General features: G+C 62.9%; 13 protein-coding genes. 12 read left to right on the top strand and 1 reads right to left on the bottom strand.

Going from position 1 to position 24,695, the window contains the following annotated elements:
- The first annotated feature begins 93 nt into the window (after positions 1–93).
- Entirely contained in the window at positions 94–12,558 is a 12,465-nt protein-coding gene (locus ACZ89E_RS08350) for a filamentous haemagglutinin family protein (RefSeq protein ID WP_476255345.1), read from the top strand.
- Positions 12,559–12,763: 205 nt separating this feature from the next.
- On the opposite strand, the gene ACZ89E_RS08345 is transcribed toward ACZ89E_RS08350, so the two are convergent.
- Positions 12,764–13,714 carry a SphA family protein gene (locus tag ACZ89E_RS08345; protein WP_476255344.1) on the bottom strand — a complete coding sequence of 317 codons (951 nt, stop codon included), beginning with the start codon at positions 13,712–13,714 and terminating at the stop codon, positions 12,764–12,766.
- 205 nt (positions 13,715–13,919) lie between these two features.
- Here ACZ89E_RS08345 and ACZ89E_RS08340 point away from each other — a divergent pair, with 205 nt between their 5' ends.
- From ACZ89E_RS08340 to ACZ89E_RS08290, 11 genes are all read left to right on the top strand, one after another.
- Positions 13,920–14,948, top strand: a complete 1,029-nt coding sequence (locus tag ACZ89E_RS08340) for an AraC family transcriptional regulator (RefSeq protein ID WP_476255343.1) — start codon at positions 13,920–13,922, stop codon at positions 14,946–14,948.
- A 299-nt stretch (positions 14,949–15,247) separates the two neighbouring features.
- Entirely contained in the window at positions 15,248–16,135 is an 888-nt protein-coding gene (locus tag ACZ89E_RS08335; RefSeq protein WP_149658214.1) for a Dyp-type peroxidase, read from the top strand.
- A gap of 17 nt (positions 16,136–16,152) precedes the next feature.
- A complete protein-coding gene (locus tag ACZ89E_RS08330) occupies positions 16,153–17,121 on the top strand; it encodes a Gfo/Idh/MocA family protein (protein ID WP_476255342.1) in 969 nt (322 codons plus the stop codon).
- 281 nt (positions 17,122–17,402) lie between these two features.
- Positions 17,403–18,155, top strand: a complete 753-nt coding sequence (locus ACZ89E_RS08325) for a GntR family transcriptional regulator (RefSeq protein ID WP_149658212.1) — start codon at positions 17,403–17,405, stop codon at positions 18,153–18,155.
- Positions 18,152–19,882 carry a fumarate reductase/succinate dehydrogenase flavoprotein subunit gene (locus tag ACZ89E_RS08320; RefSeq protein ID WP_476255341.1) on the top strand — a complete coding sequence of 577 codons (1,731 nt, stop codon included), beginning with the start codon at positions 18,152–18,154 and terminating at the stop codon, positions 19,880–19,882. The genes ACZ89E_RS08325 and ACZ89E_RS08320 overlap by 4 nt, the downstream gene beginning before the upstream one ends.
- A 25-nt stretch (positions 19,883–19,907) precedes the next feature.
- Positions 19,908–20,153: a 4Fe-4S dicluster domain-containing protein gene (locus tag ACZ89E_RS08315; protein WP_476255340.1), complete on the top strand. Its 246-nt coding sequence runs from the start codon at positions 19,908–19,910 to the stop codon at positions 20,151–20,153.
- Positions 20,154–20,276: 123 nt separating this feature from the next.
- On the top strand, positions 20,277–21,683 hold the full coding sequence (locus tag ACZ89E_RS08310) for an ABC transporter substrate-binding protein (RefSeq protein ID WP_476255339.1): 1,407 nt from the start codon (positions 20,277–20,279) through the stop codon (positions 21,681–21,683).
- Positions 21,684–21,810: 127 nt separating this feature from the next.
- The gene (locus ACZ89E_RS08305; RefSeq protein WP_149658209.1) at positions 21,811–22,584 is read left to right on the top strand and encodes an ABC transporter permease; all 774 of its coding nucleotides are present in this window, start codon (positions 21,811–21,813) and stop codon (positions 22,582–22,584) included.
- Positions 22,584–23,432 carry an ABC transporter ATP-binding protein gene (locus ACZ89E_RS08300; protein WP_476255338.1) on the top strand — a complete coding sequence of 283 codons (849 nt, stop codon included), beginning with the start codon at positions 22,584–22,586 and terminating at the stop codon, positions 23,430–23,432. Before ACZ89E_RS08305 ends, ACZ89E_RS08300 begins: the two co-directional genes overlap by 1 nt.
- A complete protein-coding gene (locus tag ACZ89E_RS08295; protein WP_476255337.1) occupies positions 23,429–24,391 on the top strand; it encodes a HEAT repeat domain-containing protein in 963 nt (320 codons plus the stop codon). The genes ACZ89E_RS08300 and ACZ89E_RS08295 overlap by 4 nt, the downstream gene beginning before the upstream one ends.
- On the top strand, positions 24,388–24,663 hold the full coding sequence (locus ACZ89E_RS08290; RefSeq protein WP_149658206.1) for a DUF971 domain-containing protein: 276 nt from the start codon (positions 24,388–24,390) through the stop codon (positions 24,661–24,663). The genes ACZ89E_RS08295 and ACZ89E_RS08290 overlap by 4 nt, the downstream gene beginning before the upstream one ends.
- Positions 24,664–24,695 lie beyond the last annotated feature (32 nt).

Here is a 24,695-nt window from a genome sequence, read left to right as displayed (position 1 = left end):
TCGGTCCTGAGCCGCGCCAACTGCCTTATCCCATATCAGCAACGCCCGCCGTTGCAGCAGCCTGTTTCGAGAATTGCAAAAGGAAGAGTAGTGATGCCTCGCGGTAAAACCACGCCTGATCTGAATGTCCCTGTGCGCTCGATGGAGCACCCGCTGTTGCGCTTGAAACCCTTGGCCCAGGCCATTGCGTTGCTGATGATCGCCGGCAGTGCCGACGCGGCCACGGCGTTCAGTTCCAGTTGGTTCGCCGCCAAGGGCGCTGCCCAGGCCAGTGGTGCTGCACGGCCCGGTGGCCTGGTGCCCGGCGGGCCGCCACCGCTGGCGCAACAGCAACGGGTCAATCAGCAGCTGAAGCGCTCGATCGATAACTTGAACAACACCGTGGCCGCGATTGCCGCGCAACAAGCGGCACAGGCAGCCGGGCGTCAATTTGCCCTGGGTCAGCCGCAGAGTGTGCCCAACGGTCTGGGCGAGGGTGGCCTGAAGGTCGACGAGAATCCGCTGACCCGTGGCTGGACCAACGCCACCGGGCCGCGACAGACTCAGGCCGACGGCAAGACCACCGTGCGCATCGAGCAGACCGCCGACAAGGCGATCCTCAACTGGGAAACCTTCAACGTCGGGCGCGATACCACGGTCGAGTTCGGCCAGCAGGCGAACTGGGCGGTGCTCAATCGGGTCAACGACCCGAACGCCCGCGCCAGTGTGATAGCCGGTCAGATCAATGCACCGGGCACGGTGATGCTGGTCAACCGCAACGGCATCGTGTTCAGCGGCAGCAGCCAGGTCAACGTGCGCAATCTGGTGGCCGCCGCCGCGACCATCAGCGATGACCAGTTCAGCAAAAATGGCCTGTACGTGGACACCAACGGCACCCAGCCAACCTTTCGCGATGCGTTCGGCAAGGTCGAGGTGCAGCGCGGCGCCGTGCTGCAAACCCTGCCGGCCGGTTCGTCGACGGATTCCGGTGGTTACGCCTTGTTGCTCGGCAGCGACGTGCACAACGATGGCTCCCTCGTTACCGCAAAAGGCCAGACGACCCTGGCGGCGGGCGACAGTTTTTACATTCGCCGTGGCACGGGCACCGCAGGCAACCAGCAATCAACCACGCGCGGTAATGAAGTGGCCACCAGCCTCAAGACCGGTAGCCTGGCCGGTACGGTGATCAACAGCGGGATCATCCAGGCGGCGACCGGTGACATCACCCTCACCGGGCATCAGATCCGGCAAAACGGCGTGCTGCTGGCCAGCACCTCGGCGGACACTCGCGGCACTGTTCATTTGCTCAATGCTGCCAGCGACATCACCGGCAGCGTGACCCTGGGTCAGGGCAGTGTCAGCACCATTTTGCTGGAGCAAGGTTCCTCGGCGCTGGACAGCCAGCGTCAAGCGGCGCTCGACAACCTCAACGGTCTACTGCCGAACAACGCCACCGGGCGTTTCGACAACCTGAGCAAAATTGCCGACCGCACCGACCAGTCGCGTGTAGAGATCGTCAGCGGTGGCACCGTGGACTTCCAGGGCGGTTCGATGGTGCTGGCCAACGGCGGTCAGGTCGCGGTCAGCGCCGGTCAGCGCAGCCTGGTCCGCGATGGCGCGATCATCGATGTGTCCGGTGGTATCGGCGTCAAAGTGGCGATGGAATCCAACAGCATCAAGGTCAACATTCAGGGCAACGAACAGCGCGATGCGTCAGGCAATCGCGAGGGTGGGGCGCTCAATAGCACCGATGTCTGGGTCGACGTGCGCGACCTGGTGCATGTGGCGGCCGGGGTCAATGGCTACGCCAACGACCGCTGGTACACCGCCGGCGGTTTGCTGGAAGTCGGCGGCTACCTCGGCACTCGGGGTCACGACATCGGTGAGTGGATGGCCCAGGGCGGGACCCTGGCGTTTACCGGCAACGACCTGGTGACGCAAAAAGGCTCGCTGATTAACGTGTCGGGCGGCACCTTCGATGTGCAGAGCGGTTACATCAAGCAGAGCTGGCTACGCGGTGCCGACGGGCGTTTGCATGAGGTGTCCAAGGCTCCCGGAGATCTGCTCTACACCGGCGTCTACAAAGGGTTTGAGGACCATAGCGAACGCTGGGGCCAGACCGATTATTACTACAATCCGCTGATTGCTCCGCGCCAGCGTTACGAAAGCGGCTACACCGTGGGCCGCGATGCCGGGCAACTGATCGTCGCGACGAAAAACGCCGTGCTCGACGGGGAACTGCTGGGCAAGACCTTTCAGGGCGACCACCAGTCCCAGGCGCCGGTGGCCGGGCTCGACGGTTATCAGCAATCCCAGAACAGTACCGCCCGTGGCGCACAATTGGTCATCGGCAGCTATGTGCCGCGTTACCTGAAAACCGCCGGCACCCTGAACTATCAATTGGGCGCGGTGCTGGACAAGGTCACCCTCGGCGACGAACAAGGCCCGGACAGTCAGGCCATCGGCCTCAACGATGGGGTAGCCGAGGGCCGTAAAGGCAGCCTGTCGCTGAACAGCAACGTGCTCAATGACTTCGAACTGGGCGCGATAAAAGTCGCCGCCAAGGACCGGATTGTGGTCGACGGCGCCGTGCAAGTGACCCCCGGTGGCGACATTACCCTGTACGGCCCGCGCATTGACGTCAATGCCGACCTGACCGCGCACAGTGGCAGCATTCGCGTAGGTAACGTGCTGACGCAACTGAGCGACAGTGTGATCCAGGACACCTTGCTCGCTGCACCCGCCGGCGGCCGTGCGTCCGTGGTGGTGGCCAAGGGCGTCACGCTGGATGCCAGCGGCGTGTGGCGTAATCAATCTCAGAGCGCTGTGGAAAGCGAAGGGGTGGCCTGGCGCTCGGGCGGTCTGGTGTCATTGCGCAGCAGTGATGACTTGACCCTGGAGCAGGGCAGTCGGATTGATGTGTCGTCGGGCGCGACCTTGCTCAGCAACAACACATTGCTCGGTGGTCGCGGCGGCGACATTACCCTGGCGGCGAATGCGACCGCCGCGAGCGCGCTGGACAACGCCGACGCCATTGGGCAATTGCGGCTCGGCGCGGAACTGGCGGGCTATGGCGTCGACGGTGCCGGCCTTCTGGACATCCTGACCAGCAAGGTGCAAATCGGCCACCCGGCCGGTTCGGTGGAGGATGGCACCCTGGTGCTGGCGGCGGATTTCTTCAACAAGGGTTTCGCCCAGTACAAGGTGACCGGCAGCCAGGGCATGACGGTGCTGGCGGGTGCCGAGGTCGATGTGAGTCGCCCGGTGTATCACCTGCGCCCGGATGCGCAAGGCACCGGCGGTTCGTCGGTGGCGCAGTTTCTGCAAGTCTGGACGCCGGCGTTGTATCAGGAAGATCCGGTCAAGGGCGTGTTGACTCAACGCGGTGGTGCAGGCTTGAGTTTGAACGCCGGTACGCTGCTGTCGCCCCTGGCAGACCGGCCCAACGTCGGTCTGATGGTGGAAGAGGGCGCGGTACTGAGCGTCGATCCGGGCCAGGCGATCAACCTCGCCAGTATCGGCCAGTTGACTGTCAACGGTCAGCTCAAGGCTTGGGGCGGCTCGGTAAGCCTGAGCCAGATTAACCCGGTCATCATTGATGCGGGTCTGGACGAGGCGGCGCACCAGCGTTCGATCCGCGTGGGCAGCAGCGGCCTGATCGACGTGTCGGCGCGGGCAGTCACGGCGACCGATTCCCAGGGCCGACGTTACGGCCGCGTGGGGGCGGGCGGCAGCATTGTCATCGGCAGTGAAATCAACGCCGACGGGGGCACCGCCAAGGCGCCGGATTTGTTCGTGGTGCTGGAACAGGGCTCACGATTGTTGGCCAACGGTGCGCAGGCGCAACTGGATATTCGAGGCCAGGGACCACAGTCAATCGCCGGTGCCGGGGGCAAGATCGCCTTGAGCTCCAACAACGGCCTGATCATCGACGGCCAACTCAACGCGGCGGCGGGTGGTGCCGGCGTGGCGGGCGGCAGTCTGTCGGTGGCGCTGGAAACCGGGTTGTACCTCAATAAAACGATCGACAACGGCGTACGCGCTCCACGGGAACTGATCCTGTCCCAAGGGCCTGGTGCTGCCGCCGATCCATCGGCGCCGTTACCCTATGGGCAGGGGCGTCTGGACGTGCAGCGCGTTGTCGATGGCGGTTTCGACAACCTGTCGCTGTTGAGTAACGGCATCCTTTCGTTTGACGGCGATGTGAACCTCAACCTCAAACAAAGCTTGAGTCTGTATGCCGGCTCGTTGGCGCTGGCAGAAAACGCCGCCAGCAACAGTCGCGTGTCGTTGGACGCGCCGTACTTGCGCCTGGCGGGGGCAGCGGCCATCGGTACGGACGTCGCCACTCGGCCGACCGTGAAAGATGGATTGTCTACCCGCGAGAGTCAGGCGCAGTTGCTGTTAAGTGCTGACCTGCTGGATGTGCGCGATGAGGTGACGTTCGGCGCCCATGGTGAGCTGAAGCAAAACTCCGGGCCAAGTGTCCTGGTGGATCGTCGCGGCTTCGCGCAAACCACCTTGCGCAGCGCCGGGGACTTGCGCTTCCTCGGTGCCTCGGCACTCAACGCCGGGGGGGTGACCGTGCTGCAAAGCAACGCCGACCTCAACTTGCTGGCCGCGCAGCTTTACCCGGTCACTGGTGCCAGGGCAAAAGCCCAGACCACCAACCGGTCGACCCTGACCATCGGCCGGACCACCGACACGGCACCCGCCGTGCCGTATTCGGCATTTGGCCAGTTAAGTTTCGACGGCGGCGATATTCAACAAGGCGGGGTGGTCAGGGCGCCGTTCGGCCTGTTGACCCTGGGGGCCGAGACCAACGTACTGCAATCCTTGTCGTTCCTGCCCGGCAGCCTCACTTCAGTCAGCGGCAATGGCTTGTTGATGCCGTATGGCGGCACGATCGACGGCCTGACCTACCAATACAACGGCAAAACCGTCGAGTTGACCGGGGTGGGTGGCAGCGCTGGGAACAGCATATTGACCATGGGCATTTCAGTGAAAAGCCCACAGGTCGATGTGCAGGAGGGGGCGGTGCTGGATCTGTCCGGTGGCGGTGAATTGACCGGCGCCGGGTTCATTTCCGGCCGGGGCGGTTCCACGGATGCCCGTTACAACCCGTTGGTGCAAAACGGCGCTGATGGCCGCTTTACGTTGCCGGGGCTGTCGAGCAACCCGGTGTACGCCATCGTGCCGGGTAATGCGTCGGTCTATGCGCCGCTGGCGGGTGAGCGCGGGGTGCGCGACCCGGTCATCGGCCAGCGCATCACCCTCGATGCCGGGGTGCCGGGGTTGCCGGCCGGTACCTACACCTTGATGCCAGCCAGTTATGCGCTGTTACCCGGCGCGTTCCGTGTCGAACTCAATGGTCTGGCCAGCGCCGGTACCTTGAGCAAGAGCCTGGCCATGCGCAACGGTTCATGGGCCACCTCGGGCCGCTTGTCGATCGCCAATACCGGGATTGCCGATCCATTATCCGGCCAGGTGATTGTCACCTCGGGCGATGTGCTGCGTCGTTACTCGCAGTACAACGAAACGGGCTACGCCGCGTTTGCCAAGGCCGATGCCGCGCTCAAGGGGGTGCCACGGCCAACGATCGAGGCTGACGGCAAGACCTTGTTGCTCAGCTATGACGCCGCCAACGCTGGCCCTGCGCAGACCTTGAGTTTCAAGGGGCGCGCCGACTTTACGCCGGGCAAGGATGGGTTGGGAGGTAGCGTCGCAATCATCAGCGGTGGCAGCGGTTCGCTTGAAGTGTTGGCTGCGGGGCAAGCGGCAACGCAGGACTTCACCGGGGTTTCGATCTACGACAGTGAATTGAATGCGCTCAAGGCGCCGCGACTGGCCGTCGGTGCGGTGCCGGGTGTGAGATACGGCCAGGGTGGCAATCTGGTGACGTTCGATGCCAAGTTGCAGAATGTTTACCTGCGACAAGGGGCGACTTTAAAAGCAGGGGAAGTGTTCCTGGTGGCGAACGCTAAAACCGGTGACGGTATTGTCATCGAGCAGGGCGCGGGCATTAACACCTTGGGGCAGGGCAAGGCTGCGTACGATTCACGCAGTGGTTTCATTTATGACCCAGGTACTAATGGCCTGTTGGCGGTGTCGAACGGCTGGCTTGACATGCTCCCGCCCACCGCGGCACCGGGTTCCTTTACGGGCCCCAGTCCGGTCCGGATCGGCCTGTGCACGTCACTGGCCTGCACCGGCACCACGCAGCTGTACTCCGAGGGTTCGATCACCGTTGCCACCGACAACACCTTCAGCCTGGATGACTCGGTGCGCTTCGGCACGCGCAACCTGATCCTGGCGGTGGGCGGGGTCAACATCGGTTCGGCCCAGGCGTTGGCCGCCGCGCAACAACGCAACGCCTTGCCCCAGGGCCTGACGCTGAATCAGCAAGTGCTCGACCGGTTGTTGCTGGGTGACACCAGCAAAGGCGCGCCGGCCCTGGAAAACCTGGTGCTCAATGCCCGGGATTCGGTGAATTTCTACGACAGCGTCGACCTCAGTACCCTCGACCAGAACGGCCAGTCGCGCTTGCAGCGCCTGGTGCTCGGCACCCCGGCTATCTACGGTTATGGCGCGGCGGGTGACCGGGCGACGATTCGTACCGGCACCCTGGTATGGAACGGCACCACGACGTCGCCAGCAGCCCCGATTGCCAATGGCGCGGGTACCGGCAGCGGTCTGCTGGATATCCTGGTCGATACCCTGGAGTTCGGTTACGGGCCGAGTAGCCAGGCTAACAACGACGACGGCCAGCGTCTGACCCTGGGTTTCAATCAGGTCAATCTCACCGCGACCCAGCGCATCACCGCCAACCATACCGGTGGCTTGCGCGTCTATCAGAAACAGGGTGATTACGTCGCGGGCAGCGGTTTCACCTACAGCGGCGGCGACCTGCGGGTCAGCACGCCGTTGTGGACGGGCGAAGCCGGTTCGGTCAACCGCATCAAGGCCGGGGGCGCGATTAGCGTTTCGGGCATTGCTGGCCTGAATGCCGGGGTCGTCGACGCGTCGGCACTGGGGGCGGAACTGGCGCTTGAAGGCCAGAATCTGTACATCGACAGCACCCTGCGACTGCCCAGCGGCAAGCTGACCCTGGACAGCCGCGGCGACTTGACCCTGGGTGATGCGGCGCGGCTTGATCTGGCTGGCCGCGAGCTGACTTTTAATGATGTCGTGCGCTACAGCTGGGGCGGTGACGTCCTCCTCAAGAGCCAGGCCGGTAATATCCGCCAGGCCGCTGGGTCGGTCATTGACCTGAGCGCGCGTAACAACTACGCGGGCACCTTGAGCGCCTATGCCCTGAATGACGGGGCAGGTCTGGTGGACTTGCAAGGGCAGATCCTCGGCAGCGCCAGCGGTGACTACAACGCCGGCGGCACACGGGTGCCATACGCGGCGGGCGGGGTGGATATCCGTGCGCAGAGCGTTGGTGATTTCGCCACGCTCAACCAGCGCTTGAACCGCGACCAGGTATTCGGCTCACGCAGCTTCCAGATCAAGCGTGGCGATCTGGTGATCGGTAATGAACTCAAGGCTAACGAAATCAACGTGTCGGTGGACAACGGTAGCCTGACGGTGCTCGGCTCGATCGACGCCAGCGGCCGGCAGGTGGGCAGCATCCGTCTGGCGGGCAAAACCGGGTTGACCCTGGCCGGTAGCGCGGTGCTGGACGCCCATGGCACGCAATTGCGGGTCGACAGCTACGGCAAAATCATCGACTCGCCGAACCGCGCCATCGTCGAGCTGACCGCCCAGGACGGTCCGCTGGTATTGGCCAGCGGTGCACGAATCGACTTGCGTCACGGCACCGATGCCGCCCTCGGCAATGGGCCGGGGCAACATGACGGTCGGATGCGCGGCACCCTCGAACTCAACGCTCGACGCCTGGGGGCGGCGACTGCGGGCGACATCGACATCGACGCCCGAGGTCCATTGACCGTTCAAGGTGCGCGTTCGATTGTGCTCAATGCGGTGCAACGTTACAGCGATGCCCCGCTGGGCGTGGGTGTGGGGGCTGACGGCAAACCGTATCAGGTGATCGACCAGACTTATCTCAATGCAAAGCACACTGAGAGCACGACCTTCATCGACGCGGCGCTGGCCAACCCGGCGTTGCTCAACGGCAAGCTCGCCGGGCTGAACAACGCCACCTACGCCGATGCCTTCCACCTGCGTCCCGGTGTGCAGATTGTCAGTGCGACAGCGGATGGCGACATGGTGATTTCCGGTGATGTCGACCTGTCCGGTTACCGCTATGCCAGCCTCAATCCGCACAGCCAGCAAACTGGCGTCTATGGTTCCGGCGAACCGGGCAGCCTGGTGATTCGCGCCGGGGGCAATCTTGATGTGTTTGGCAGCGTCACCGATGGCTTCATGCCGCCTGATCCGACGGTTGCTGCCGAGCGCACAGACGGTAACGGCTGGCTGTTAATTCCCGGCAAACAGCCTTTCGGTGGTGACCTGGTGGTACCGCTCAGCGGCGTCGAACTGGCCGATGGCACCCAGTACCCGGCAGGCAGCGTGCTCAACTATGACCTGCCGTTCAAGGCCATGACCCTCACGGCTGGCACCCTGTTGCCCAACGCTTTGGTGTTGGAGGCTCCGCTGAACCTGGCGGCCGGCACCTTGCTCAGCGCCGCCGTGCGCGACAGTAATGGCAACGTGTTGTACGCCGCCGGGACGTTACTCAAAGATGCCGTGACCTTGCCGGCCGACACGCGCCTGGACGCCGGCAGCCGCTTCACGGTGGCCGTTGCGGTGAAGTCCGGGGTCTGGCCCAAAGGCGTGAAGTTGCCGGACACCGGTTTGGTGCAATCAGGCGCCAATACCTTGCCCATCGGTGGCTTGATTCCCGCCGAAACCAACGTCAAGTTGGCCGAGGGCACCGACCTGATCGAGTTGCGCCCCGGCGTCAACGGGCAACAGGGCCGCAACTGGGCGGTGGCGACGATGCTGCCGGACGGTTCGTTGTCGTGGTCGATGCGCCTGGTGGCCGGGGCCGATACCGACGCCGCGGACACTCGCATCACACAGGTGAACGGCAGCGAAGGGCATTTGCGCCTGGCCGACGCACACTACATGGCCAAGCGAGTGACCACCGGTGGCCACACCGGCACCGGCATGGTCTGGAGCGATGACAACGGCTATGCCGACCCGGGCACGCCCGTTTCCGAGGAAGACCTGTACCTGTGCGACGCCGTTCCCGGCTGGTGCGTACCCGCACCTCCGAAAATGGTCTGGGTGTGGGCACCGGACAATCCGTATGCGGAGCCGGGCACACCGGTCGGCGATCAGGACCTCGCTTTCTGCACCGACATTCCAGACTGGTGCGTCCAGGTGCCGGTGCCTGAGGAGCCTGCGCGCACTGTCGCCACCCCGAGCACGCAGCTATTCAGCGTATTGCGCACCGGTACCGGTGATCTGGACCTGCTGAGCGCCGGCGACTTCAACATGCAATCGCTGTTCGGCGTGTACACGGCGGGCACCCCATCGGCCACGCTGGCCAGCGGCGCGAGTGACCCGTATCAGCAGGCCCGTGGTCGCGGGTCCGATGGCACGGTGCTGGGCGTCGATGCCAACGTTTATGAACCCTTGACCCAAGGCGCGGCGTATCAAGCCTGGTATCCGGAGCAGGGCGGTAACCTGCGGTTGAACGCGGGGGGGCAATTGCAAGGCGATACGCTGGGGCACATGAACGGAGGTCGAGACACGCTGCGCCCACAGCTGGCATCGGCGGCGGTCGGCAACTGGTTGTGGCGCCAGGGCATGGGCAATGGTTCGGACATCCCGACGGCCTGGTGGATCAACTTTGGCACCTTTGTCGCGCAATCCAGTGGTGATCCGGCACTGGCAGGCTTTACCGGCATCGGTACGCTGGGCGGCGGTAACCTCGACATCAGCGCCGCGGGTGACGCCGGTCTACTGGGCTACAGTGGTACGACAATCGCTTCCGAAGTGCAGCGCAGCCAGGGCATTACGCTGGCCGTGGGCAGCACCGGCCGAGTTAGCGATGATGGCAGCCTGGTCTTGACCGGCGGTGGTGACATGCAGGTGCGCATTGGCGGTCGACTTAATCCGTCGGCGTCGGCGCTTGCCGCCGCCAACGGTTCGACCGCCGACCTGAAGGGCACGCTGGTCAACCTGCGGGGCGCAGTGCAATTGCAGGCCGGCGCGGTAGGGGCACTGCAACTGAAATATGGCAGTGGCAGTGCGGTTCAAAACTCAAAAGAATCCAGGGCCTATGACGCCTACACCGCAACCTTGGCCACTGCACAAGGCGGTCTGACGGTGGTGGCCGCAGATGCTGGCGTCCAGTTGAATAGCCGTGGCGATCTGGTACTCGATGGCGTGGGTGACGCCGGACGCCTGGAGATGAAAAACTCGACGGGTTACACCGACGCATCCGGTGCTCCTCATGACGGAGGCGGTTACAGCGGTTTCTCATTGTGGACGCCGAACACCGCGATCGATCTGTTCAGCGCGGGCGGCAACCTGACGCCGTTCCTGAAGACTGAAATCAACCCGAGCCTCAATACACCCGGCGCTGGCGGACGTATGTTCTATCCATCGATCCTGCGTGCGGTGGCGGCCAATGGCAGTCTTTACTATGGATCTTCGGCATTCGGCCTCAGCGGCGATGGCGATTCATCGACATATTCATTGATGACGGCGCCTTCGGCCAATGCCGAACTGCAATTGATTGCCAGCGACTCGATCTACGCCGGCGGTTATGCGGTGACACAATCAGGGGCCGATCCGGCGCGGATTCCCACACCGTTCAACCCGGTGTTCGTAGGGACCAATTCGTTCGGGGGTGTCGGCTATAACAACTTCAGTGCAGATGTTTACGACTCCGAATTCAACAGGTTCCCGCTGTTCACCTTTGGCGCCAACACCTACACCAACATGGCCTGGCCGGACCGCAAGCCTGTGCGTTTCTATGCCATCAATGGCGACATCATCGGTTTGCGTACGGGGGAAATCCTGCGTTTTACGGAGACAGATAACCAAGTCCGCTATGAGGGCAGTGGTCCGGTCCGGATCATGGCCGGCCGGGACATTGTCAATTCCGGTGTGCCCCTGGATCAATACACGCTTGTACCGGCTACCGTCCGCCACGCGGGTGGCCGATCCACCGGCAACCTGATCGTCCATAGCCGGGCCGATGATATTTCCATCGTTTCAGCCGGGCGCGATATTCGCCTGAGCACGTTCAACATCGCCGGCCCCGGTTTGCTGGAAGTGACCGCCGGCCGCAATCTGTATGGCGCCGGCTCGGGTGTGGGCCAGGTGTATCAGGAGGGTGGCTTTAACAGCATCGGCCATGTTGATGCCCGTTCCTCGGTCAACGAGGGGGGTGCATCGATTTCGCTGACCGTCGGCGCCGGGGCTCAAGGGCCGAACTACCAAGGCTTGCTGAGTCGGTACCTGGGGCAGGGTGCGATCAAAAACTACAGCGCCGAATTGGCGCAGTGGTTGACCGAACGCTTTGGTTTCATCGGGGACGACAAACAGGTGGCCGCTTATTTCGCGGCACTGCCGGCCGAGCAGCAACGGGTCTTCGCTCGCCAGATCTACTTCGCCGAACTCAAGGCCGGCGGGCGCGAATACAACACCGTCGGCGCCACTCGCAGTGGCAGTTATGCGCGAGGTCGCGAGGCGATTGCCGCCCTGTTCCCGACCAAGGACGTGGCCGGCAATACGATCAATTACGACGGCGACGTCACGCTCTATGGCGGTGCGGGCATTCACACCGATTTCGGTGGCGACATCCAGGTGCTGACGCCGGGCGGACGGCAAATCTACGGCATCGAAGGCGCGGCGCCGCCGTCCACGGCGGGGGTGATCACCCAGGGTTCCGGTGACATTCAGTTGTATGCCCAGGACAGTATTCTGCTGGGCCAGAGCCGGATCATGACCACGTTCGGTGGTTCGATTTTCGGCTGGTCGGCCCAGGGCGACATCAACGCCGGGCGCGGCTCGAAAACCACCGTGGTGTACACCCCACCGAAACGCGTCTACGACACCTGGGGCAACGTGACCCTGTCGCCGTCGGTGCCGAGCACTGGCGCGGGGATCGCGACGTTGAATCCGATTCCGGAAGTGGCGCCGGGGGACATCGACCTCATTGCGCCGCTGGGCACCATCGATGCCGGCGAGGCGGGGATCCGGGTGTCGGGCAACGTCAACATCGCCGCGCTGACCGTGGTCAACGCGGCCAACATTCAGACCCAGGGCAAGTCATCCGGGGTGCCGGTCAGTGCTTCGGTCAATACCGGGGCCATTACGTCGGCCAGTTCGGCGGCGTCATCGGCCACCCAGGCGGCAGAAGACGTGGCGCGTCAGCAGCAGGCAGCGGCGCGACAGAACCAGGCGTCGGTGTTCACCGTGCAGGTCTTGAGCTTTGGCTCGGAACAACTGGCCCCCTCGCGCGATGGCGCGAGTCTGGCACCGACCAAGGGGTACAACCCCGACAGCCCGGTGCAAGTCCTGGGCGCCGGGGCGCTGGATGAACAGGCGCGGCAGCAATTGACGGAGGAGGAGCGGGGGCAATTGACCTTGTAGATGGCGCTGTGGCTGTGAGGGCCTCTTCGCGGGCAAGCCTCGCTCCTACAGGGATCGCGTCGAACACAGCATTCGTATAAACCGCCGACCCCGTGTAGGAGCGAGGCTTGCCCGCGAAGGCGTCGTGTCAGCCCGCATCAATGCTGATTGTGGAACCGCCATCGTGAGCAAGCATTGCTCCTACAGGGGATGAGGTGGCTGCCCGTCAAAACGCATACGGAATGCTGATCTTCGCCCACAGCATTTCGCCTTCAGGCCGGTTCTCCACGTCGAATTCCTTGGCCCAGCGAATCTCCGCGCTGGCGTATTTGAGGAAGGTCAGGTGCAGCGCCGGGCCGATGGCGAACACCTGGCCGCGCACGCCGTCGTTGACGTCTTCGCCGTTGAACTGCACGGTGCGGCCGAACTGTTTGTCGTCGGTGGTTTGCTTGAGGTAGTAGCCATTCAAGCCAAGCATCAGGTTGTCGGTGATTTTGTAGCTGGCGGAATAATCGAAGTGGAAAATCTGCCCCGACTTGTAGTCGGTGTCCTTGTTCTTTTCGTTGAAGCTGTACGTGGTCTTCATCGACAGCTCGGTGCGCTCCGTCGGCAGCCAGGTGAAGGAGAACAGCGGTTTGTAGGTGTAGAAGTTGTTGCTGGTGTTGGCCAGGCGATCGGCGCTGTATTCGCCGGTCGGCACGGTGATTTCCACGGCGGCGCCGAGGGTCAGGTTTTTGCCCATGTCCCACAGGATGATCGGCGCGATGGTGGTGTCGCCCATGCCTTCGCGGGTGTCCTGCAAGCCGAACACCGAGACTTCCTGCTTCAGCCAGGGCTGGGCGATGTAACCGGCCAACCGTCCGCCGAAAATGCGCACGGGGCTCAAATAATCCAGGCGCGGGATCACGGCGGTGGATTCGATATCGACCTTCGGCACTTTGCCGCCGAGGGAGCTGATGTTCAGCTTCGTGGATTTGTAATGGTTGTAGTAAACGTTGAAGGCCACCATGTTGTCCGGGAGGCTGTCCACCTCCAGCGGCAGCATGAAGAAGCCATCGGTGCCGGGGCCGATGTTGTCCACGCCCGCCTCGGTGGCGAGCGCCGGCAACTGGATGGCAAACACACCGGCCAGGCTGACGGCCAGGCGCAAGCAGAATGTCGTGCGGGTCGGGTTCATGGGTGTACTCATTATTATTGTTAGGGACGCACCGCCGGCCGCGCGGGCCGTTGCATAGAAATAAGCGCTTCAGGCCTTGCCGGGCAGGGTATTGGCGGCCACGTAGGGGGACTTCTGCGGACAGCCGTAAAACCCTGTGCTAAGTTCTTTCGACATAACCGGTAACAAAAATAAGAATTCAGCCTGCTCCGGGATGTCTTGCGCCATGCAAATGAAAGTCGTCGACCCTACCTACGAACTGGCGCTGGTTTCGCCATTCCTGTTGCAAACCCTGGCCGAAGTGGCCGAGCTCAACCAGGTTAATCCCGAGAGTCTCTGCCGAGGTTTGGGCTTCACCCTGGAAGACCTCCAGGACCCGGCCCAACGCATTTCCTACCGACAAGCCGTGGCGATGATCCAGCGCGCGCTCAAAGTGCTGCCCAATCGCGGGCTCGGCTTGTGGGTTGGCGCGCAGAACGTGCTGGGCACCCTCGGTTTGCTGGGCCATGTGCTGTCGCTGTGCAAGACCTTGCGCGACGCTTTTGAACTGGGCATCCGCCACCAGCACACCTCTGGCGGCATCGTGGTGTCGAGCGTGGAGGAGGCGGGCGACCGGGTGTTTGTCGACATCGAATGCCGCCTGCCGTTTACCGATGTGCAGTTGTTTGCGGTGGAAGAGTTCTTCGCCAGCCTGTTGGTGTACGGGCGGGCCTTGGTCGGGGCGGATTTCAAACCGATGGCGGTGGAATTTGTGCATGCCGCACCGGATTACCTCGCGGAATACCAGCGCTTGCTCGGGCCGGATGTGCGTTTCGGTTGCCTGCAAAACCGCATGGTGATTGCCGCGCATTGGCTGGATGTGCGGCTGCCCAATCACCATTCGTTGGCGCTGCGTCAGGCCGTCAAGTTGCTGGAGCTGGAAGCGGCGCAGGTGCATCAGAAAATCGACCTGATCCAGGCGGTGGAACGGGCGATTGCCCGGGACCTGACGCGGGGCAGTCATATCGAAAAAATTGCCGGCGACTTGAACATGAGCAGCCGGACGTTGCGGCGGCGCCTGACTGAACATGCGCTGACGTTCGAGACATTGCTGGAACAGGTGCGCCAGGCGCGAACCTTGAGCCTGTTGGCCAATCCGGAGATGTCGATCGAGCGGATTACCGAAGAAGTCGGGTATAGCGACGTGCGCAGCTTTCGCCGGGCGTTCAAGCGTTGGACGGGGATGAGTCCGACGGCGTTTCGGATCAGCTCATAAATCGGGCGCCGCCCAACCCTGTAGGAGCAAGGCTTGCCCGCGAAGGCGGCGTCACATCCAACAAAGATGTTGATTGACCCACCGCTTTCGCGGGCAAGCCTCGCTCCTACACGGGATCGGTGGTGTATATGCATGCGGTGTTCGGCGCCAATCCCTGTAGGAGCAAGGCTTGCCCGCGAAGGCGATTTCAAGGGCGCCATCGCGAGCACGCTTTGCTCCTACGGGTGAACTTTTGACCTGAAAGCACACAACAGCCTTTGCCCCGGTTAAACTCCGCGCTTCTTTCCCAAGGAGTTCATATGAGTTACTACCAGCCGGGCATTCTCGCCACCCCTGTTCCGCCTCAAGCCCGTCATATGTTCTTCGCCCTCGAATCCGCCGCCGCGCTGCCGGCCGCGCTCGAAAAGTTGATGCACCTGGTGGACGGCCAATCGGCGGTGGTCGGTTTCGGTGAATCCCTGGTCAAAGCCCTGCACGGTCAGATCGAAGGCCTGCGCGCATTCCCGGCCATGACCGGCGTCGGCGTCGATAACCCATCGACCCAGCACGCGCTGTGGTGCTGGCTGCACGGCGTCGACCGCGGTGAATTGCTCAACCGCAGCACCGCCATCGAAGCCGCGCTGGCCCCGGCGTTTCGCCTGGTGCAGATGAACGAAACCTTCCGCCATCTCACCGGCCACGACCTGACCGGTTACGAAGACGGCACCGAAAACCCCCACGACGAAGCCGCCGTGGCCGCCGCGCTGGTCAGCAACGGCGCCGATGGCACGGTCGGTGGCAGCTTCGCCGCGATCCAACAGTGGCAGCACGACCTCAAGGGTTTCCGCGCGCTGCCGTCCCACGAGACGGACAACATCATGGGCCGTCGCCTGAGCGACAACGAAGAACTCGACGACGCGCCGATCTCCGCCCACGTCAAACGCACCGCCCAGGAAAGCTTCGCCCCCGAAGCCTTCGTGGTGCGCCGCTCGATGCCGTGGATCGAAGGCGACCGCGCCGGTCTGATGTTCCTCGCGTTCGGCTTTTCCCTCGATGCCTTCGAAGCGCAACTGCGGCGCATGAGCGGTCTGGAAGACGGCATTACCGACGGTTTGTATCGCATCAGCCGGCCGATCACGGGCGGCTATTATTGGTGTCCGCCGATCAAGGACGGCCATCTGGACCTGCGCGCATTGCGCATGGGCTAAACCATCAAGGAGTGACTATGAACGTGGTGAGCTGGGGCATGATTGGTTGTGGGGATGTCACCGAACGCAAGAGCGGGCCGGCCTTCTACAAGGCACCCGGTTCGGCGCTGGTGGCGGTGATGGGGCGACGGCAGGAGGCGGTGACCGACTACGCCGCGCGCCACGGCATCGCCCGGGTCTACACCGATGCTCAGTCGCTGATCAACGACCCCGAGGTGGACGCGGTGTACATCGCCACGCCACCGGACAGTCACCGCGCTTACGCCCTGATGGTGGCGGCCGCCGGCAAACATTGCTGCGTCGAAAAGCCGATGTCGCTGAATGCCGGGCAAAGCCGTGAGATGCAAAAGGTCTTCGCCGATGCCGGGCTGCACCTGTTTGTTTCCTACTACCGTCGCTCGTTGCCGCGTTTCCAGCAAGTGCGGCAATGGCTGGCGGTGGGGCGGATCGGCGAGGTCCGGCACCTGAGTTGGACCCTGACCAAGGCCCCTTCTCCGGCGGATCTTGGCGGCACCAACAACTGGCGCACCGACCCGGTGATTGCCGGCGGCGGTTACTTTGCCGACCTGGCCAGCCATGGCTTTGATCTGTTCCAGTACCTGCTCGGCGACATCGTCGACGTCGCCGGGTTTACCGCACAACAGGCCGGGTTGTACGCGGCGGAAGATGCGGTCAGCGCCAGTTGGCGCTTTGCCAGCGGGGCACTGGGCATGGGCTGCTGGAATTTTGTCGCGGACCGGCGTGAGGATCGGGTCGAGGTGATTGGCAGTAAGGGGCGGATCAGTTTTGCGGTGTTCGATGAGCATCCGGTGGTGCTCGAAGCCGATGAAACCCTGAGCCTGGACATTGCCCATCACGAGCATATCCAGTGGCATCACGTGCTGGGCATGAACGCGCATATCCGGGGTGAGGCGCGGCACCCGGCGGTGGCTGAAGAGGCGCTGAAGACTGATTGGGTGATGGACCGGATTCTCAAGCGCGGCTGATCAAGATCAAAAGATCGCAGGCTTTTGTGGCAGTTGATTTCCTGTGGCGAGGGAGCTTGCTCCCGTTGGGCTGCGAAGCAGCCCCAAACCCAACAACCCCAATCCATCAGACATACCGCGTGCTCAGGTTTTACGACTGCTGCGCAGCCGAGCGGGAGCAAGCTCCCTCGCCACAAGGACAGATGGCACTCAGCTCTAACCTTATGCATAAACAATATTTCTCAACCCCCGCACGACCTCTCTAAGATCACGTCATAACTCGTTATAACAAGTGATCTCAGATGACCGATAACGTTCTATCCCTCAGCAGCGTGCCTTTGCACACCCAACTGCGCGACGTGCTGCGCAGCCGCATCCTCGACGGCGAATACCCGCAAGACAGCCAGATGCCATCCGAAAGCGAACTCGGCGCCCTGTTCAAAGTCAGCCGCATCACCGTGCGCCAGGCGCTTGGTGATCTGCAGAAAGAAGGCCTGATCTTCAAGATCCACGGCAAAGGCACTTTCGTCGCCAAGCCCAAGACTTTCCAGAACGTCAGCACCCTGCAAGGTCTGGCCGAGTCCATGACCGGTCGCGGCTACGAGGTGATCAACCGCCTGCGCAGTTTCAAATTCATCGCCGCCGACAAACTGGTCGCCGAGCGTTTACAGGTCGCTGAAGGCGAAACCGTGGCGCAGATCAAACGGGTTCGCCTGATCAACCGCGAGCCGATCTCCCTGGAAATCACCTACCTGCCCAAAGCCATCGGCGAGCGGTTGGAGAAGGCTGACCTGGTCACCCGCGACATCTTCCTGATCCTGGAAAACGACTGCGGCCTCGCTCTCGGCCACGCCGACCTGGCCATCGACGCGGTGCTGGCCGACAGCGACCTGACCCAGGCCCTGAACGTCGAACCCGGCTCGCCGATCATGCGCATCGAGCGCCTGACCCACGATGCCGCTGGCGTTCCGGTGGACTTCGAACACCTTTACTACCGTGGCGATGCCTTCCAGTACCGCTTACGGATCGACCGGCAAAAAGGGGATCAGGCATGACCCGAACGACTCTGGAACAGGAATACGACATCGTCGTGATCGGCGGTGGCACCGCCGGCCCGATGGCGGCGATCAAGGCCAAGGAACGCAACCGCGACTTGCGCGTGTTGCTGATCGACAAGGCCAACGTCAAGCGCAGCGGCGCGATCAGCATGGGCATGGACGGCCTGAACAACGCGATCATCCCCGGCCACTCGACGCCGGAGCAGTACACCAAGGAAATCACCATCGCCAACGACGGCATCGTCAATCAGGCGGCGGTGTACGCCTACGCGACCCACAGCTTCGAAACCATCGAGCAACTGGACCGCTGGGGCGTGAAGTTCGAGAAGGACGAAACCGGCGATTACGCGGTGAAAAAAGTCCACCACATGGGCGCCTACGTGCTGCCGATGCCGGAAGGCCACGACATCAAGAAAGTCCTGTATCGCCAGTTGAAACGCGCGCGAGTGAGCATCACCAATCGTGTGGTCTGCACCCGTTTGCTGATGGACGAAGAGGGCACGGTCAACGGCCTGATGGGCTTCGATTGCCGCACCGCCGACTTCCATGTGATCAAGGCCAAGGCTGTGATTCTCGCCTGCGGTGCCGCCGGGCGTTTGGGCCTGCCGTCCTCGGGCTACCTGATGGGCACCTACGAAAACCCGACCAACGCCGGCGACGGTTACGCCATGGCCTATCACGCCGGGGCCGAACTGGCGAACCTCGAATGCTTCCAGATCAACCCGCTGATCAAGGATTACAACGGCCCGGCCTGCGCCTACGTCACCGGTCCGTTGGGTGGCTACACCGCGAATAACAAGGGCGAGCGCTTTATCGAGTGCGACTACTGGAGCGGCCAAATGATGTGGGAGTTCCACCAGGAACTCGAAAGCGGCAACGGCCCGGTGTTCCTCAAACTCGATCACCTGGCCGAGGAAACCATCCAGAACATCGAGGAGATCCTGCACAGCAACGAACGCCCGAGTCGCGGCCAGTTCCACGCCAATCGCGGCACGGACTACCGCACGCAGATGGTTGAAATGCACATCTCCGAGATCGGTTTTTGCAGCGGTCACTCGGCGTCCGGGGTGTGGGTCAACGAGAGGGCTGAAACCTCGGTCAAGGGTTTGTACTCGGCCGGCGACATGGCGGCAGTGCCGCATAACTACATGCTCGGCGCGTTCACCTATGGCTGGTTTGCTGGCACCAACGCCGCAGATTTTGTCGCCGGGCGCGAGTTTTCAGCGGTGGATGCCCAGCAGATCGAGACGGAAAAGCAGAGGGTCTACGCACCGCTGGACCGCGAACACGGCCTGCCGCCCGCGCAAGTCGAATACAAGCTGCGCCGTTTCGTGAACGACTACCTGCAACCGCCGAAAGTGACCAAGAAGATGCAAATCGGCCTGCAACGCTTCAGCGATATCCAGCGCGACCTCGATCAGATCAAGGCCCACAACCCCCACGAATTGATGCGTGCCATGGAAGTCAGCATGATCCGCGACTGCGCCGAAATGGCCGCCCGCGCCTCGTTGTTCCGCGCCGAAAGTCGCTGGGGGCTTTACCACTATCGGGTTGACCACCCGCAACGCAACGACAGCGACTGGTTCTGCCATTGCCACCTGAAGAAGGGCGACGACGGTCGGATGACCAGTTTCAAGAAAGCCGTCGAGCCTTACATCATCCCGCTCGATGCCGAAGAAATGCAGGCCTACGACCGGCTGCGGGTCGGCGCGTTTGCGGCCTGAGCCTGACTATAAGAGAGACCGAGAAATGGCCTATCACCCCCAGGAAATCTTCTTCCGCTCCAACGCGCCGGTCACGGTCGACGAGGACCTTTGCATCGCCCACAAAGGCTGCACCGTGTGCGTCGACGTCTGCCCGATGGACCTGCTGGCGATCAACCCGGCCACGCAAAAGGCCTACATGGCGTTCGACGAATGCTGGTACTGCATGCCCTGTGAAAAGGATTGCCCGACCGGGGCGGTGAAGGTCGAGATTCCATATCTGTTGCGTTGAACCCCGCTTGCGTCAAAGCCATCCGGCAACACCGGACGCCTGATCCGAACACCCCTCGTTTCCCACCGCGCCCTGATCGTGGCGGAGACGAACATCCAATTAATGATTCGAGGGGAAATACGTATGTTATTGCGTGCAGCATTAGCCGGTCTGGTACTGGCTTCATTCACCGTGTCCGCGTCGGCTGAAACCATCCGCATCGCCATCGGCACCCAGGACACCACCATCAACTGCGCCGCTGGCGGCCTGCTGATCCGTGAACTCGGTTTGCTCGACAAATACCTGCCCCACGACGGGCAATACAAAGACGCCAAATACGAGGTGGAGTGGAAGAACTTCACCAGCGGCGCGCCCCTGACCAATGAGATGGTTGCCGGCAAACTCGACTTCGGTGCCATGGCCGATTTCCCCGGCGCGTTCAACGGCGTGGCGTTCGAAACGGCCGGCAAGCACAGCCTGTTTATCAGCGTGCTGTCGGGCAGCATCAAGGGCAGCGGCAACGGCATCGTGGTGCCGAGCGCGTCCGGTGTGCAGTCCCTGGCCGAACTCAAGGGCAAGACCATTTCCGTGCCGTTCGCCTCCACTGCCCACGGCATGTTGCTGCGCGCCGTGGCCGCCCAGGGCTGGGACCCGCTCAAAGACGTGAACATCATCGCCCAGCCGCCGGAAGTCGCCGGCTCGGCGTTGCAGGCCGGGAAGATCGACGCCCACGCTGATTTCGTGCCGTTTGCCGAACTGTTCCCGAGCCGTGGTTTCGCGCGCAAGATTTATGACGGCGCCCAAGCCAATGCGCCGACCTTCCACGGAGCGTTGGTGGATCAGGCTTACGCGAAGAAGTACCCGGAAATCGTCGTCGCCTACCTGCGGGCGAGCATCGAAGCCAATCAACGGCTGGCGGCGGAACCCGAGAAGTACAGCGAGCTGATCGCCAAGGTCACCGGCGTGGACGCCGAGGTCAACTACCTGTTCCACGGCCCGCTGGGCGTGCAGACCCGCGACCTGAGCTGGAAACCGGAATACCGCCAAGCGGTCGGCACCGCCATCGATACCCTCAAGTTGTTGAAGAAGGCTGATCGGGGCCTCGACCTGAATACCTTCATCGATGACCAGTACATCCGCGCCGCGTTCAAGGCATCGAACCTGGACTACACCGCGCAACTGGCCAACTACGCGCAAACGCCGCTCAACGCGGTGGATGCGCTCAGCGGCAAAGCCATCACCGATGTCAGCCACGTGGCGGAAATCTGGGTGCGCGGCGAGCCGAAAGTCCGGCAGTACGCCTCGGCGGAAGCAGCGTTCAGCGCGTTGGCCGGATTGAAGGCAGAAGGCAAAAACATCCGCGCGGTGTATGCCCAGGCGAGTGACAGCGGGATCAAGTTACTGGCGGATCAGGCGTGGTTTGCCAGCGATGCCAAGGGCCGGCTCAGTGCGTTCCTGCTCAAGGGCCAGGCCCAGCAATTCGCCACGGCCCAGGGTGGCAAGGTGTTCGATTTTGCCGACGCCACCACCCAGGCCTTGGCTAGCCGCTGAGTCAGATCGTTCCCACGCTCTGCGTGGGAATGCCGCCAGGGACGCTCCGCGTTCCACTCTTGTATGTGACGCAGAGCGTCACGGGATGCATTCCCACGCAGAGCGTGGGAACGATCAGAGGTGACATATGAATTCACGCTGGCTCCCCCGAGCCGCCTCACTGCTGCTGTGCCTGCTGTTCTGGCAACTCGCTGCGAGCGGTCACTGGAACCTCGGCCTGGTGACCTTCGCCAATGTGCCGACGCCCCTGTCGGTGATCCACGCCGCGTTGGGCCTGGGCGACTCCGGCAAACTCGGCCAACACCTGAGCGCCAGCCTCAGCCGAGTCTTCGCCGGTTACCTCGCGGCGCTGGTCATCGGCATCGCCCTGGGCCTGGCCATCGGCCGCTCGAAATGGGCCGAAGACTTGCTGCTGCCGCCTCTTGAAGTCTTAAGACCAATCCCCGCCGTCGCGTGGATCCCGTTGGCCATCCTGATGTTCCCGTCCTCGGAACTGTCGATGGTCTTCATCACCTTCACCGGCGCACTGTTTCCGATCCTGCTCAACACCATCCACGGCGTCGAAGGCGTCGACCCACGCCTGATCGCCTCGGCCCGCAGCCTCGGGGCAGGGCGCCGCGCGATTTTGCTGGAGGTGATCCTGCCCGGCGCCGCGCCGAGCATCATCACTGGCCTGGCCATCGGCATGGGCACGTCGTGGTTCTGTCTGGTGACCGCCGAGATGATCTCCGGTCAGTTCGGCATCGGCTATTACACCTGGGAGTCCTACACCATCCAGAACTACGCCGACATCGTCGTCGGCATGTTGCTGATCGGCGTGCTCGGGATGGGCAGCAGCCTGCTGATCAAACGCCTGGGCGGGCTGTTCACGCCTTGGCATCGACCACGAGGAAAAGCCTGATGAGCGTTTTTCAACACCCCGAAGGGCGCATCGATATTCGTGATTTGTCGATCAGCCTGGGCGAGGGCAGCACGGCGTTCGAAGCGGTCCAGGGCCTGGATTGCCAGATCGAACCGGGCCAGTTTGTGTGCATTCTCGGGCCGTCCGGTTGCGGCAAATCCACCTTGCTCGGCGCATTGGCCGGGCATCTGCAACCGCGCATCGGCACCTTGAATGTCGATGGCGCGCCGATCTGCGGCCCGTCGCCGCAGCGCGGCATGGTGTTCCAGCATCACACGCTGTTCCCTTGGCGCACGGTGCGCGACAACGTCGCCTTCGGCCTGAAAATGCGCGGCATCGGCAAGACCGAACGCCACCAAGCCGCCGATGAAATCCTCGCGCTAGTGGGGCTGGAAGGCTTTGCCGAACGCTGGCCGGACCAGCTCTCCGGCGGCATGCAGCAGCGGGTCGAAATCGCCCGGGTGCTGATCAATCGCCCACGGCTGTTGCTGATGGATGAACCGTTCGGCGCCCTCGATGCGCTGACCCGATTGAACATGCAGGAACTGCTGCTGGACATCTGGACACGGATTCGCACCACCGTGGTGTTCGTCACCCATGACATCGACGAGGCGCTGTTCCTCGCCGATCGCTTGCTGGTGATGAGTTCGCGTCCTGGTCGAATCATCGAAGACCTGCGCCTGGATTTCCCCCGGCCACGCACCACCGAATTGGTGACCAGCCACGAGTTTTCCCGCTTGAAGCGTCACTGCCTTGAGCTCCTGCGTCACGAGGACGGTCGGCAGCTGCCACGCCTGAACCCCCTCGGACTTCCCCCAGAAAACAAACTGCCGCGATTTGCCCTATGACCTCATTATTTGATGCAACCGAAAACGACGACATCCTCGCCCTGCAACCGCGCCTGACTGATGCCGATCCCGGCGTGCGCCGCATTGCGCTGATTGAACTGGCTGATCTGGAAGAGCCGGAAGGGCTGCTGTGGCTGGTCGATCGCCTGGCCGAAGACCCGACTGAAGAGGTTCGCGCGGAAGCCGCGCGATTGCTGGAAGCCTGGGAGGACGAACCGGTCGTTGAGGCGCTGTGCCAGGCGCTGACCGATCCGTCATTGGCCGTGCAAGCCGCCGCCGCGCAGAGTTTAAGCCTGCTTAAGAGCGAAGCGGCGGGCCGGGTGATTTTGCCGTGGACCGGGCATGCCGATATCAGCGTGCGGGTGGCGGCGTTCAGGGCTTTGCGCGAATTGCGGTTCCCCGAGGCTGCCGGCGCTGCTTTAAACGCGTTGAACGATCAAGACGCCAGCGTGCGCCGCGAGGCCGTTGGCGTACTCGGCTGGCTCAAGCAGCTGGACGCCTTGCCAGCCCTGGCCCGACTGGCCAGTGACGACCCGGACACCGAAGTCCGCCGCGCCGCCACCGGTGCCCTCGGATTGGCCTCCGACATTCAAGTCCTGCCGGCCCTGCGCCAGGCCTTGCAGGACCACGCCTGGCAAGTGCGCGAAGAAGCTGCCACCACGTTGGGCAAAGTGGGGCACGTGGATGCAGGCCCGGCATTGGTCGAAGCCTTGAGTGACGATTACTGGCAAGTACGCCTGCGCGCCACCCGCAGCCTCGGCCGCTTGCGTTACGCCCCGGCCCTCGACGCGCTGATCGAAACGTTAGGCCATCGCATCAGTAATTTGCGCAAGGAAGCAGCGCTGGCCCTCGGTGAATTGAACGATCGAGGCGCGGTTTCCGCCCTGCAAGCCGCCCAGGACGACGGCGACCCGGAAGTGCGCAAAGCCGTGCGCATCGCCTTGAGTCAGCTGCATTGAACCCGCTGGCGGTGGGTAATTCCCAGAGCAGACAGCAATTGCGGCTGAACTGGCCGGATGGGCGCGAGCAATTGCTCGACCACGCCGACCTGCGCCGCCAGTGCCCGTGCTCGCAATGCCGGGCGTTTCGGCTGCAAGGGCTGACCGTGAAGGTCGATTCGCGGATTCGCGTGGTCGAGTTGAATAGCCAGGGCTACGGCCTGCAACTGGTGTTCAGCGACGGCCACGAACGCGGCATCTATCCGTGGCCCTACCTCGCAGAATTGACCTGATCCCTGCCCGAAACGCGGCTGTCTGACCGGAA

It is taken from the genome of Pseudomonas sp. TE3899, assembly GCF_056279105.1.
This window is presented reverse-complemented; position numbering and strand designations above follow the sequence as displayed.